11 protein-coding genes and 1 tRNA gene are annotated in these 12,959 nt (G+C 67.4%); 11 read left to right on the top strand and 1 reads right to left on the bottom strand.

Annotated elements, in window-relative coordinates; genetic code table 11:
• Positions 1-75: 75 nt before the first annotated feature.
• From RLN94_RS06710 to RLN94_RS06670, 9 genes are all read left to right on the top strand, one after another.
• Positions 76-2,877 (top strand): ATP-binding protein, encoded by a 2,802-nt coding sequence (locus RLN94_RS06710; protein WP_350124331.1) that lies wholly within the window; start codon positions 76-78, stop codon positions 2,875-2,877.
• Positions 2,828-3,373: a hypothetical protein gene (locus RLN94_RS06705; RefSeq protein ID WP_350124328.1), complete on the top strand. Its 546-nt coding sequence runs from the start codon at positions 2,828-2,830 to the stop codon at positions 3,371-3,373. Before RLN94_RS06710 ends, RLN94_RS06705 begins: the two co-directional genes overlap by 50 nt.
• A gap of 117 nt (positions 3,374-3,490) precedes the next feature.
• On the top strand, positions 3,491-4,468 hold the full coding sequence (locus RLN94_RS06700; RefSeq protein WP_502949375.1) for an alpha/beta fold hydrolase: 978 nt from the start codon (positions 3,491-3,493) through the stop codon (positions 4,466-4,468).
• A 71-nt stretch (positions 4,469-4,539) separates the two neighbouring features.
• Positions 4,540-5,088 carry a cysteine hydrolase family protein gene (locus RLN94_RS06695; protein ID WP_350124325.1) on the top strand — a complete coding sequence of 183 codons (549 nt, stop codon included), beginning with the start codon at positions 4,540-4,542 and terminating at the stop codon, positions 5,086-5,088.
• A gap of 26 nt (positions 5,089-5,114) precedes the next feature.
• Positions 5,115-6,617: a catalase gene (locus RLN94_RS06690; protein WP_502949374.1), complete on the top strand. Its 1,503-nt coding sequence runs from the start codon at positions 5,115-5,117 to the stop codon at positions 6,615-6,617.
• A gap of 7 nt (positions 6,618-6,624) precedes the next feature.
• Positions 6,625-7,503 carry an MBL fold metallo-hydrolase gene (locus RLN94_RS06685; RefSeq protein WP_350168714.1) on the top strand — a complete coding sequence of 293 codons (879 nt, stop codon included), beginning with the start codon at positions 6,625-6,627 and terminating at the stop codon, positions 7,501-7,503.
• 3 nt (positions 7,504-7,506) lie between these two features.
• Positions 7,507-8,379 (top strand): alpha/beta fold hydrolase, encoded by an 873-nt coding sequence (locus RLN94_RS06680; protein WP_350124319.1) that lies wholly within the window; start codon positions 7,507-7,509, stop codon positions 8,377-8,379.
• Positions 8,380-8,487: 108 nt separating this feature from the next.
• Positions 8,488-9,339: an alpha/beta hydrolase gene (locus tag RLN94_RS06675; protein ID WP_350124316.1), complete on the top strand. Its 852-nt coding sequence runs from the start codon at positions 8,488-8,490 to the stop codon at positions 9,337-9,339.
• Positions 9,340-9,363: 24 nt separating this feature from the next.
• Positions 9,364-10,113 (top strand): isochorismatase family protein, encoded by a 750-nt coding sequence (locus RLN94_RS06670; RefSeq protein ID WP_350124313.1) that lies wholly within the window; start codon positions 9,364-9,366, stop codon positions 10,111-10,113.
• Between the two features lie 387 nt (positions 10,114-10,500).
• Here RLN94_RS06670 and RLN94_RS06665 read toward each other — a convergent pair.
• Positions 10,501-10,576: transfer RNA gene (locus RLN94_RS06665), tRNA-Lys, on the bottom strand.
• A 106-nt stretch (positions 10,577-10,682) separates the two neighbouring features.
• On the opposite strand from RLN94_RS06665, the gene dapF reads away from it, so the two are divergent.
• Positions 10,683-11,522 (top strand): diaminopimelate epimerase, encoded by an 840-nt coding sequence (gene dapF, locus RLN94_RS06660; RefSeq protein ID WP_350124310.1) that lies wholly within the window; start codon positions 10,683-10,685, stop codon positions 11,520-11,522.
• The gene (mtaB, locus tag RLN94_RS06655) at positions 11,519-12,775 is read left to right on the top strand and encodes a tRNA (N(6)-L-threonylcarbamoyladenosine(37)-C(2))-methylthiotransferase MtaB (protein WP_350124307.1); all 1,257 of its coding nucleotides are present in this window, start codon (positions 11,519-11,521) and stop codon (positions 12,773-12,775) included. Before dapF ends, mtaB begins: the two co-directional genes overlap by 4 nt.
• Positions 12,776-12,959: the final 184 nt, after the last annotated feature.

The raw sequence follows: 12,959 nt of genomic DNA, 5'->3' as shown, positions 1-12,959 counted from the left end.
ACGTTGCCCAAATTTTGATCTAGCAAGGAACCGGCGCACCATGTTCGCCGGTATCAGGAACGTCCGGAGACACAGATGGAAGACGAGTTCCGGTTTGGCCCCTTTTCGCTTCGGCCCGACAGGCGCAGCCTGTCGCGCAACGGCGAGGCCGTGCCGCTGGGCAGCCGGGCGATGGACGTGCTGATCTGTCTTGTCACCCATGCCGGCGAGATACGGACGCAGGCCCAGATCGTGGCGCAGGTCTGGCCGGATACCCATGTGGAGGAGGCCAATCTCAGGGTGCATGTCTCGGGCCTGCGCAAGGCCCTTGGCGACAACCGGGCCAACCCCGGCTTTATCACGAACGTGCCGGGACGGGGGTACATGTTCGTCGCGCCGGTGACGCGGGTCGATGCCACGCCAGGGCGGACAGGACCGGAGGCGCGCGGCGTGCCCCCGGCGGCGCAGGGGCGGCTGTTCGGGCGGGAGGACGCCGTGCGGGCGGCCATGGCCCAGCTTGCGAAAGGCCGGCTTGTAACGCTGACCGGGCCCGGCGGCGTGGGCAAGTCGGCGGTCGCCCGGGCCATCCTGAGCCGTCTCGACGACGGCTGCCGGAAGGTCTGGATCGACCTGTCGGAGATCGATGCGGGCGAGCGCGTGCCGACGGTTGCGGCCACGGCCTTTGGCGTGGCGACCCGGTCGCGCGACCTTGTCGGCGCGCTGGCGCAGGCGATGGACGATGTGCCGACCCTGGTCGTTCTCGACAGTTGCGAGCATGTGGTGGAGGCGGCGACGCTGTTCGTGGAAACGATCCTGGCGGGCACCGCGTCGGTGCGTTTCCTTGCCACGAGCCGCGAACCGCTGAGGGCGTGCGGGGAGCGTATCCACCGACTTCAGCCGCTGACCACGCCGGCGGCCGATGCCGGCACGGCGGAGGTGGCCCACGCGCCGGCCGTGCAGCTTTTCCTCGAGAGGGCCGACGCGGCGCTTGGCGGGTACGAGCTTTCGGATGCGGACGCGCCGCTGGTGGCGCTGATCTGCCAGCGACTGGACGGGATCGCGCTGGCCATCGAACTGGCCGCCGGGCGGCTGGAAACCATGGGGATCGCGGCGCTGGCGGCGTCGCTGTCGGACAGTTTCAGCGTGCTGACCCGGGGGCGGCGCACGGCGCTGGCGCGGCACCAGACGCTGCGGGCGACGCTCGACTGGAGTTACATGCTGCTGGAGCCGGCCGAGCAGCGGGCCTTGCAGGCGCTTTCGGTCTTCCGCGGGCGGTTTCCGGCAGAGGCGGCGGAGGCGGTTCTGGGCGGGGACGGGGCCGAATTGCTGGCGGCGCTGATCGCCAAATCGCTGGTGGTTCTGGAGGCCGATCGCAGCGTGACCTTCTACCGTCTGCTGGACACGACCCGTATCTATGCCTTCGAGACGCTGGAGGGCGCCGGCGAGCTGGAGGCTGTCATGGGCCGACTGGGGCGCCATCTGCTTGGCCATCTGGAGGGGGCGGGGCCGTATCTTTACTCCGGTACGACCGAGGATGTTGCGACGGGGTTCGCCCATGTCGTCCCGAGCTTGCGGGCCTGTCTCGACTGGGCGTTCGGTGAGACGGGGGACAGCCTGATCGGGGCCCGCCTGACGGTGGCCGCGCTGCCGCTTTTCTTCAAGCTTTCGCTCTGCGACGAATCTCTTGCCGCCGTCACCGCTTCGATCCATTTCCTCGATGCCAATCCCGACCTCGACGAAACGCTGCGTATGAAGCTTTACACCGCGCTGGGCTGGCCGCAGCTTGTGTCGGCGGACGAGCCCGAGCGTGGCGTTGCGGCGTGGCATGCCTCGGCGCGGATCGCGGAACGGCTTGGCGATGTCGATCACCAGTTGCGCGCTGTCTGGGCGCTCTGGGTCGATGCGGTCAACCGGGGAGAGCCGGGGCAGGGCCTTATGCTGGCCGAGCGTTTTGCCGGGCTGACGGCGGCCTCTCCGGACCCGGCGGACGTTTGCGTGGGACGGCGGATGCCGGCGGCGACGCTGCACTGGCTGGGCCGGCACGAGGCGGCGGCGGCGGGGCTGACCGAAATGCTGGCGGATTACGAGTACCTGCCGGCGGGGGGCCACACGATCCGGTTCTACTTCGATCAGAAGATCACGGCCCATATCATCCTGTCACGCTGCCGCTGGTTCCTTGGCGACGAGGCGGGCGCGCTCGAGGCCGTGGAAGCGAAGCTGACCCAAGCGCGGAGTATCCGGCACACCGCGTCCCTCTCCAACGTGCTGGCCGAGGCGGCTTGTCCGCTGGCGCTGGCCTCGGACGACGATGCGCTGGCCGCGCGTTACGTGGCCCTTCTGAAGGAGCATACGCGCCTGGCGTCGCTGGACGTCTGGCACACATATGCGGAGTGTTTCGAGTCGGAACTGGTACAGCGCCAGGGCGACAGTGCCGGGTGCCTTAGGCAGTTGCGGCCCAACCTGGATCAGTTGCGGTCGTCGGGGTTCATCCTGTTCGAGCCGGTCTTCGTGGCGACCGAGGCGCGGGCCCTGTCCCGGCTGGGGCGCCATGCGGAGGCGCTGGGGATCGTGGACCGGGCCCTGGCCCGTGGAAGGCGGTCCGGGGGAAGCTGGTGGGCGCCGGAGCTGTACCGGGAGCGGGCAGGGATCTGCCTGCGCATGTCCGACGCGGCGGGCGCGGCGGCGGGGTTCGATGCCGCGCTGCGCATGGCAAGGGCGGCCGGTGCCACGGCGTTGGTGCGGCGGGTGGAGCGGGACATGACCGGCCCGGCCTTTACATCGATTTACAAATCGCAACTCGTGCCGAGACCCGGTCGCCGGCAAGCTCGGGGCGAACAGGAGCCCCCTCATGCCGCGCGCTCAGCCGATACGCCTTCTGATCATCCTGGCCCCGGCTGACGCCGCCCGCGAAAAGATGGCCGGCCCCCGCCTCGAGACTGTCGCGGCCGCCTATTACCTGTTCCGCGACCGGGAAGCCGAGGTGGTTCTGGCCACACCTGCCGGCGGCGATGCGGGCGTGGTCAAACCGCACCCGGACCGGTCGGCGCGCCTGACCGACGTGGCGCGGTTTCTGGCCGATCGGACCGCCAGGGACGACCTGGCGGACACGCTGAGCCTGTCGCAGATCGTGGTCGAGGATTTCGATACGGCGCTTTGCCTGGGCAATTGCGGCGGTCCTCGGGCCGGTGAGGCCACGGGCATCATACCGCTTCTGGCCGCCCTGCTTTGTGCGGGCCGGCCCGTGGGCGTCATTCCCGGTCGCGGTCTTCTCCCCGGCGGCGAGAGTGCGGCGAACGGGCTGCTTCTTCTGGCCGAGCGGCGGAGTTGGGCCCTGCCGATGGCCCAGGCGCTTTACGCGCTGGCGGCGGCATCCGGGGCCGGCCCCGCCCGGTGAAGGCCGGCCATTCCGCACATTTGCATCGTTTTACGTTCCTTAACTCGCCGGAGCCCCGGGCGCGGGGCATCCTTTCCCCGAGGTCACCACCCGACCGCAGAGCCACAGGAGGCCCCGATGACCGAACGCCAGACCCCGACCCATCTGCCAGTTTCGCGGCGCGAGGTGCTTGTGGCCGGCGGCCTCGGCCTTGCCGCGCTGGCGGCGCCCGGGGGCCTGCACGCCCTGACCGATCAAACCACAAACCCGGAAGGAACCCGCATCATGTCTTTCGTCGAAACCAACGACGGCACCCTCATCTTCTACAAGGACTGGGGCCCGCGCGACGCGCAGCCCGTCGTCTTTCACCATGGCTGGCCGCTGACGGCCGACGACTGGGACAACCAGATGATGTTCTTCCTCGGGGAAGGCTTCCGGGTCATCGCCCATGACCGGCGCGGTCACGGCCGCTCGACCCAGACATGGGAGGGCAACGAGATGGACACCTATGCCGCCGACGTGGCGGCGCTGACCGACCATCTCGACCTGAAGGACGCGGTGCATGTCGGTCATTCGACCGGTGGCGGAGAGGTGGCGCATTACGTGGCGCGGGCCAAGCCGGGCCGGGTGGCCAAGGCCGTGCTGATCGGGGCGGTGCCGCCGATCATGGTCAGGACCGACAAGAACCCCGGCGGCCTGCCGATCGAGGTGTTCGACGGGTTCCGCGCCGCGCTGGTCGCCAACCGGGCGCAGTTCTTCCACGACGTGCCGGCGGGCCCTTTCTACGGGTTCAACCGGCCCGGCGCGGAGGTGAGCCAGGGCGTGATCGAGAACTGGTGGCGGCAGGGCATGGCCGGCGGGGCCAAGGCGCATTACGACTGCATCAAGGCCTTCTCGGAGACGGATTTCACCGAGGACCTGAAATCCATCACCCAGCCGACGCTGGTGATGCATGGCGACGACGACCAGATCGTGCCCTATGCCGCCTCGGCCCCGCTGTCGGCGGAGCTTCTCAAGAACGGGGTCCTGAAGACCTACAAGGGCCTGCCGCACGGCATGTGCACGACCCATCCCGACATCATAAACGCGGACCTGCTCGCGTTCATCCGGCGCTGAGGCGCGGCCGGGGCGCGTGAGCCGCCCCGGCCCGTCCACCCCCCGTAGATCAGACAGGAAAGGACATTCGCATGAGCAAGACAGCCCTGATCGTCATCGACATCCAGAACGATTATTTCCCCGGCGGTGACTGGCCCCTGACCGGCGTGGAGCCGGCGGCGAAGAACGCCGCGCGGCTGATCGGCAAGGCGCGGGAGGCGGGCGACCTCGTGGTGCATATCCGGCACGAGTTCCCGACCGACGACGCCCCGTTCTTCCGCCCCGGTACCGAAGGCGCGGCCATCCATGACAGCGTGCGACCGGCAGAGGGCGAGCACGTGGTTCTCAAGCACCGGATCAATTCCTACCGCGACACCGACCTGAAGGCGCATCTGGACGAGCACGGGGTCGACCGGGTGGTGATCTGCGGGAACATGAGCCACATGTGCGTCGACGCCGCGACGCGCGCCTCGGCCGATTTCGGCTACGACGTCACCGTGATCCACGATGCCTGCGCCTCGCGCCCGCTGGAGTTCGGGGGCATGACCGTGCCGGCCGAACAGGCCCACGCGGCCTTCATGTCGGCGCTGGGTTTTGCCTATGCCCGGATGATGTCGACCGACGATTACGTCGCCGCCTGACCCCACCGATTTCCAGGAGACCCGAGATGACCAAGCTGCCCCTGACCCATGCGAACGGCGCACCCGTGGCCGACAACCTGAACACCGAGACCGCCGGACCACGCGGCCCGGCGCTGTTGCAGGATATCTGGCTGATCGAAAAGCTGGCGCATTTCGACCGCGAGGTCATTCCTGAGCGGCGGATGCATGCGAAGGGGTCGGGGGCCTATGGCACCTTCAGGGTGACGGGCGATATCACCGGCTTGTCGAAGGCGCGGCTGTTCGACCGCATCGGCAAGGTGACGCCGGTTTTCGTGCGGTTTTCGACCGTGGCGGGCGAACGCGGGGCGGCGGATGCGGAGCGCGACATCCGCGGCTTCGCGGTCAAGTTCTACACCGAGGAAGGCAACTGGGATCTTGTCGGCAACAACACCCCCGTCTTCTTCTTCCGCGACCCGTTGCGCTTTCCGGATCTGAACCATGCCGTGAAGCGCGACCCGCGGACGGGTATGCGCAGCGCTGCGAACAACTGGGATTTCTGGTCGCTGCTGCCGGAGGCGCTGCACCAGGTGACGATCGTGATGGGCGACCGGGGCCTGCCGAGATCCTACCGGACGATGCACGGGTTCGGCTCGCACACGTTTAGCATGGTCAATGCGGCAGGCGAGCGGTGCTGGGTCAAGTTCCACCTGCGCTCGCGGCAGGGGATCGAGAACCTGACCGACGCGGAGGCCGCGGCCGTCATCGGCGGCGATCGGGAGAGCCACCAAAGGGATCTTTTCACCGCGATCGAAACCGGCGATTTCCCGGCATGGACCCTGTGCATCCAAGTGATGACCGAGGAGGAAGCCCGCGCACACCGGCACAACCCCTTCGATCTGACCAAGGTCTGGTCGCATGCCGAGTTTCCGCTGATCGAGGTCGGACAGCTGGAGTTGAACCGCAATCCGGACAATGTCTTTGCCGAGGTCGAACAGGCGGCGTTCTCGCCGGCGAACGTGGTTCCGGGGATCGGCTTTTCGCCCGACCGGATGCTGCAGGCGCGGCTGTTCTCCTACGGCGATGCGCAGCGTTACCGGCTGGGGGTGAATTTCAACGCGATTCCCGTGAATGCGCCACGCTGCCCGTTTCATTCCTATCACCGCGACGGGGCGATGCGGACCGATGGCAATCTTGGCGCGACGCCGCATTACTTTCCCAACTCGCATGGCGAATGGGACGTGGCGCCCGGGGCCGTTCCACCGCCGCTGGCGCTGGAGGGCGATGCGGCGCACTGGGATCACCGTGTCGACGAGGATCATTTCGAGCAGCCCGGCAACCTGTTCCGGCTGATGACGCCGGACGCGCGGCAGCGGCTGTTCGAGAACACGGCACGGAGCATGGCGGGCGCGGACCGGGAAAGCCAGCTTCGGCATGTCGAGAACTGCCGCCGGGCCGATCCGGCCTATGGCGCCGGGGTGGCCGCGGCCGTCGGGCTGGCGTCGGCCGGAGACGCTTTCCTGGAAGGGGGCGCCCAGCCTTCGGCGCATCAGGTTTTGCAGGATCGCTGAGATGGAGATGCAACGACATGAGACCACGCATCACGGCCAGCCGATCCCGCCGCACCGTTTCACGCAGGGCGCGTTCAACGTCACCGTTCTCAGCGACGGTTACCTGACCCTGACGGCCGACATCCTTCTGCCCGATGCCGGTGAAGCCGACCGGTCCGACATCCTCGGGCAGCTGGGCGGGACGCAGGGCGGCGCCCCGGTTCGGGCCAACATCCCGCTTCTGCGGCGCGGCGACGAGTTGATCCTGGTCGATACCGGCGCCGGGGGGAATTTCCAGCCCAGCACGGGGCGGCTGGCCGAGAACCTGAATGCGGCGGGCATCCGCCCCGAAGAGATCACGGCGGTGATCTACACGCATGCCCACCCGGATCATTCCGGGGGCACGACGGTGGCCGGGGGCGGGCTGCTGTTTCCCAATGCTCGGTACTTCCTGTCGCGGGCCGAGTGGGACTTCTGGACGGACGGCGCGTTCGAGGAACGCAATCCCCCGGGCCTGCACGCGTTCGGGCAGGGGGCGAAGCGGGATCTCTTTGCGGTCGAGGACCGACTGAGCCTGATCGAACCCGATGACGAGGTTCTGCCCGGTATCGTGGCTATCGCGACGCCCGGTCATACCCCCGGGCACCTCTCATTCCGTCTGGACGGACCCGATCCGTTGCTGATCACCGGGGACGCCTGCACCAGCGATGTCATCTTTTTCGAGCACCCCGACTGGCATTTCGGCTTCGATACGGACCCCGAGCGGGCGCTGAAGACCCGCAAGGAGCTGCTGCACCGGGCCGCCGCGGAGACGCTGCTGATGCTCGGCTACCACTGGGCCTACCCGGGGCTGGGTTACGCCGAGCGCAATGGAAATGCCTACCGCTTCATTCAGAAACAGGAGTGACCCATGTTGAAGTCCGTCGACGTTTCAGACGCCTTGCACGCCTCCACGCAGTTGATCGAGACAGAGGGGCGAACGCTGGCCTATCGTTCGGTCGGAGAGGGCATACCGGTCGTGCTTTGCACCCGATTCCGGGCGACGCTGGATGACTGGGATCCAGGTTTTCTCGATGCGCTTGCCGGTCACGGCTTTCGCGTCATCACCTTCGATTACTCGGGCTTCGGCCGCTCTACCGGCCGGATGAGCTACAACCCGGCAGAAATGGCGGCGGACCCGCTCGACCTGATCCGGGGACTGGGCCTCAAAGACGTGGTGCTCGGGGGCTGGTCGATCGGCGGAATGGCGGCGCAGGTCGCGATGGTCCAGGCCCCCGACCTGATCCGGGCGCTGGTGCTGATCGGGACAACCCCGCCCGGAGAGCTGGTCAAGATGGCGGAGCCTCTGTTCTACGAGCTTGCCGGCAAGGAGGTGAACGATTTCGAGGACGTGGTCGGCCTGTTCTTCCAACCGAGATCGGAGGCCAGCCGCGCGGCCGCCGCCCGCTCGCAGGCGCGGATCGAGGCGCGGATGGAGGCGATGCCGGACGATAGGAGCCCGCCGGTGCCGATCGAGTTCGCGCGGGCCCGCATCGCCGGCGGCCCGGCCAACCCGGCCTTTCCGGCGCCGCAGGTGCTGGAGGCGCTGAAGACGACGCGGGTGCCGATCCTTCACATCGGCGGGGATCACGACATCATCTTTCCGGTCGAGAACTGGTACGCGCTCAACGGCCTGCTGCCGACGACCACGCTCGTGACCTATCCCGCCGCCGGGCACGGGCCCCAGCATCAGCACCCGGAGCTGTCGGCCGCCATCATTGCCGGTTTCGTCGGGGATCACTGACGTGTTCACGAATTGGCCGGCTCACTCCCCTGTCCCCAGCCGGTCAATGGCGGCGCATGTCTCCCGGTGCGCCGCCCCTCCCTCCCTCCGGTCGAAAGGACCGTATTCATGACACACCACCTGCCCCATACCTATCTCGAGGACCGCCTTGTTCATCCGGACGGCACCCGGATCTTCTATCGCTCGTGGCGCCCGGCGGCGGGGGCCAGGGCCGTGGTGGTCATCTGTCACGGGTTCAACTCGCATGGCGGCCAGTATGCCGGCCCGGCCGAGGCGCTGGCGGCGGCCGGATTTCATGTGTACGCGCTTGACCTGCGGGGGCGGGGGCGTTCGGACGGGCCGCGTTTCCGGGTTGGATCCATCGCCGACTATGTTGCCGATCTGCGGGCGGTCATCGACCTCGCGCGGTCGCGCGATCCGGGGCTCGGGGTGTTCCTGCTGGGCCATAGCGCCGGGGGCGTGGTGGCCACGACCTATGCGCTGGATCACGGTGCGAGCCTTGCAGGGCTTGTCTGCGAAAGCTTTGCTTTCCGGGTTCCCGCGCCGAAGGCTGTGCTGGCGCTGATCAAGGGGCTAGGCCGGCTCTTCCCCGCGCTGCCGGTGTTGACGCTCAAGACCCGTGATTTCACGCGGGACCGGACAGCGCTGGGCCGGCTGAACGCCGATCCGATGACGCGGGACGAGACCCAGCCGGCGGAAACCGTTGCCGCGATGGTGCGCGGGAACGGGCGGCTGGCGCGCGAGTTCGGGCGGATCACCCTGCCTCTGCTGATCCTGCATGGCACCCGGGACAAGGTCACCCTGCCCGCCGGCAGCGAGGCCTTCGCCCGCGCGGCGGGCTCCGGTGACAAGACGCTCAAGCTTTACGACGGCCATTACCACGACCTGCTCGCCGATCTCGGGAAGGAGGCGGTTCTGCAGGATATCATCGACTGGATCGTGCCGCGCATTCCGCGCTGATCCCCTGTTCCAAAGGAGCGAAGAATGAGACTGCCTTTCGTGACCACTCGCCTGCTCGGCATCACGATCCTCGTGGCCTTGCTGTTCCAGGCGCTGTCCGCCGCCGCGGAGACCTCGAAGACCAGTGTTCTGCCCACGGGTGGCGGGCAGGCGCTGTTCGATCCCTCGGACGCGGTGATCCTGCTGCTCGATCACCAGACCGGGCTGTTCCAGACCGTAAAGGATATCGAGGTGGAGGACCTGCGCCGGAACGTCGTCATGCTGACGCGGCTAGCGACGCTTCTGGACATTCCGGTGATCACCACCGCGTCCGAGCCCAACGGCCCCAACGGCCCGCTCATGCCCGAGATCGAGACCTTTGCGCCGGGGGCGACCTATGTGCCGAGGCAGGGCAAGGTGAACGCCTGGGACAATGCCGACTTTGTCGCCGCGGTGGAGGCCACGGGGCGCAAGACCCTGATCATGGCCGGAGTCTGGACCAGCGTCTGCGTGATGTTCCCGGCGCTTGACGCCAGGGTGGCGGGCTACGAGGTCTATGCCGTTCTGGATGCGTCGGGCGATCCGAGCGAGATGGCGTCGCGCGTGTCCGTGGCGCGATTTGCCCAGGCCGGCGTCGTGCCGACGACGACCAACGCGGTGCTTTCGGAAGCCCACCGCACGTGGAACCGCCCGGAAGCGACCGAGCTAGCCCAGCTTTACGCGCTTGTCGCGCCCAATTACGCGGCGGTGATGGAAAGCTATGACCGGGCACAATCGGTCGTCACCGTAGACTGATGTTTCGGGGGCGGTGCCCGGTGGCCAGAAACGGTCTCGGTGGCCGTCCCCCTCCTGGCGCTTCCGCTGCTTCCTATCGCGGGAGCGTGTCGTTTAGCCAAAGGTCGCCATGCAATTGCGGCGACCCTCCGCATTCGCCCGTCTTCCCAGTTGTATGACGTAGACCGAGCGTTCTGAAGGACCTGCCGGGCAGGCTTGGCGCCAATTGGTCCGGAGGGCAGTTTTCCACCGGATCCACCGCGCCGATTCGAAATCTGCGTAACCGGCGCTTCGAAGAAGTCCCGGACATCACTGGGCCGCCGGGTAAACCAGTGCAGAAGTTCGGGCGCCGGTGGAACATGCTCGCCTCAACAAATCGGCGAAAATCTTCCAAGGTGTTGATTTCAGTGGTGAGCCGTGCAGGATTCGAACCTGCGACCCACTGATTAAAAGTCAGTTGCTCTACCAACTGAGCTAACGGCCCACTAGGCGGCCTATCTAGAAAGTGGCGAGGGGGCGGTCAACCCATATTTTGGGGAATTTCACGCGCCCGCTGGATTCGTTGCGGGCGGGCCGTTATATGCCGGCGCATGAGCACGGTTCAGCATAGCGGATTGCCCTTCATGAAGATGCACGGGCTGGGGAACGACTTTGTCGTGCTCGACGGTCGTGCGCGCGAGATTGCGGTGTCGGAGGCCCTCGCCGTGGCGCTGGGGAACCGGCGGACGGGGATCGGGTTCGACCAACTGGCGTTGATCGAACAGGGCGAAGCCGGGGCGGATGCGCGGCTGACCTTCTGGAACGCGGATGGGTCGTTGTCGGCGGCGTGCGGCAATGCCACGCGGTGCATTGCGCGGTTCCTGATGGACGAGACGGGGCGGGACCGGCTGCACCTGGTGACGGCGCGAGGGGATTTGTACGCGGTGGATGCGGGCGAAGGGCTGACCTCGGTCAACATGGGGCAGCCTCAGTTGGACTGGCAGGAGATCCCGCTGGCCGAGGAGATGGAGACGCTGGAACTGCCGATCGAGGGCGGGCCGACCGCCACCGGCATGGGCAACCCGCATTGCACCTTCTTCGTGGAAAACGCCGAGGCGGTGCCGCTGGAGCAGTTCGGGCCGCGTTACGAGCATCATCCGCTTTATCCGGAGCGCACCAACGTGCAGGTGGCGAGTGTCATCGGCCCCGATCACCTGCGGATGCGGGTGTGGGAGCGGGGCGCGGGGCTGACGCTGGCGTCGGGGTCGTCGTCCTGTGCAGCGGCGGTGGCGGCGGCGCGGCGGGGGCTGACGGGCCGCAAGGTGCGGGTCGATCTGGATGGCGGGACGCTGTGGGTCGACTGGCGCGAGGATGGCGTCTGGATGACCGGGCCGACCACGCATGTCTGCGACGGGGTGATCACGGCGGATTTCCTCGGGGGTGTGGCATGAGCGCGCCGGTGTTTTCGACCATGGGCTGCCGGCTGAACGCCTACGAGACCGAGGCGATGAAGGCGCTGGCGGGGTCGGTCGGCCTTGATAACGCGGTGGTGGTGAACACCTGCGCGGTGACGGCCGAGGCCGTGCGGAAGGCGCGGCAGGAGATCAGGCGTTTGCGGCGGGAGAACCCGGGCGCGCGGCTGATCGTGACGGGATGTGCGGCGCAGACGGAGCCGGAGACGTTTTCGGCGATGGAGGAGGTCGACGCCGTCATCGGCAACACCGAGAAGATGCAGCCCGAGACGTGGCGCGGGATGGCGGCCGATTTCATCGGGCAGACGGAGGCCTTGCAGGTCGATGACATCATGTCGGTGACCGAGACGGCCGGGCACCTGATCGACGGGTTCGGGACGCGGAGCCGGGCCTATGTGCAGGTGCAGAACGGGTGCGATCATCGCTGTACCTTCTGCATCATCCCTTATGGCCGGGGCAATTCGCGGTCTGTGCCGGCGGGCGTGGTGGTCGAGCAGATCAAGCGGCTGGTGGGCAAGGGGTTCAACGAGGTCGTGCTGACCGGGGTGGACCTGACGAGCTGGGGGGCGGATTTGCCGGCGGCGCCGAAGCTGGGCGACCTGGTGATGCGGATATTGAAGCTGGTGCCGGATCTGCCGCGGTTGCGGATCTCGTCGATCGATTCGATCGAGGTGGACGACAACCTGATGCAGGCGATCGCCACCGAGCCGCGGCTGATGCCGCATCTGCATCTGAGCCTGCAGCATGGCGACGACCTGATCCTGAAGCGGATGAAGCGGCGGCATTTGCGGGACGACGCGATAAGGTTTGCCGAGGAGGCACGGCGACTCAGGCCCGAGATGACGTTTGGCGCCGATATCATCGCGGGCTTTCCGACGGAGAGTCCCGAGGCCTTCGAGAACTCGCTGAAGCTGGTGGAGGAGTGCCACCTCACCTGGCTGCATGTCTTCCCCTACAGCCCCCGGCCCGGCACGCCGGCGGCACGGATGCCGCAGGTGAACGGCAAGGAGATCAAGGCTCGGGCCGCCCGGCTGCGGGCGGCGGGGGAGGCGCGCGTGGCGCGGCATCTGCAGGAGCAGCAGGGCCGGGCGCACAAGGTGCTGATGGAGAATGCGCGGATGGGCCGGACCGAGCAGTTCACCGAGGTGGTGTTCGGAGAGGACCGCGAGGAGGGCGCCATTGTCGAGGCGAGAGTGACCGGGGTGCTGGGGCATCAGCTGACGGCGACGTAGGGCGGGTGTGAACCCGCCGTTGCGCCGGATCGCGTGGCCGCTATGGTGGGTTTGCACCCACCCTTGTCTCTTTGATCTGTGTGATATTCGGTATCGGCAGGCGAGACCCCGTCCCACCCTTGGTCCTTGAGACCGTCGCGTAGCCTGGGGCTCGTCTGCCGACCGTTGTCAAACCTGAACAGTT

Source organism: Roseovarius sp., from assembly GCF_040223625.1.
Lineage (GTDB): Bacteria > Pseudomonadota > Alphaproteobacteria > Rhodobacterales > Rhodobacteraceae > Roseovarius.
Note: the sequence above shows the minus strand (reverse complement) of the source record. Positions and strands in the feature narration are given on the sequence as shown.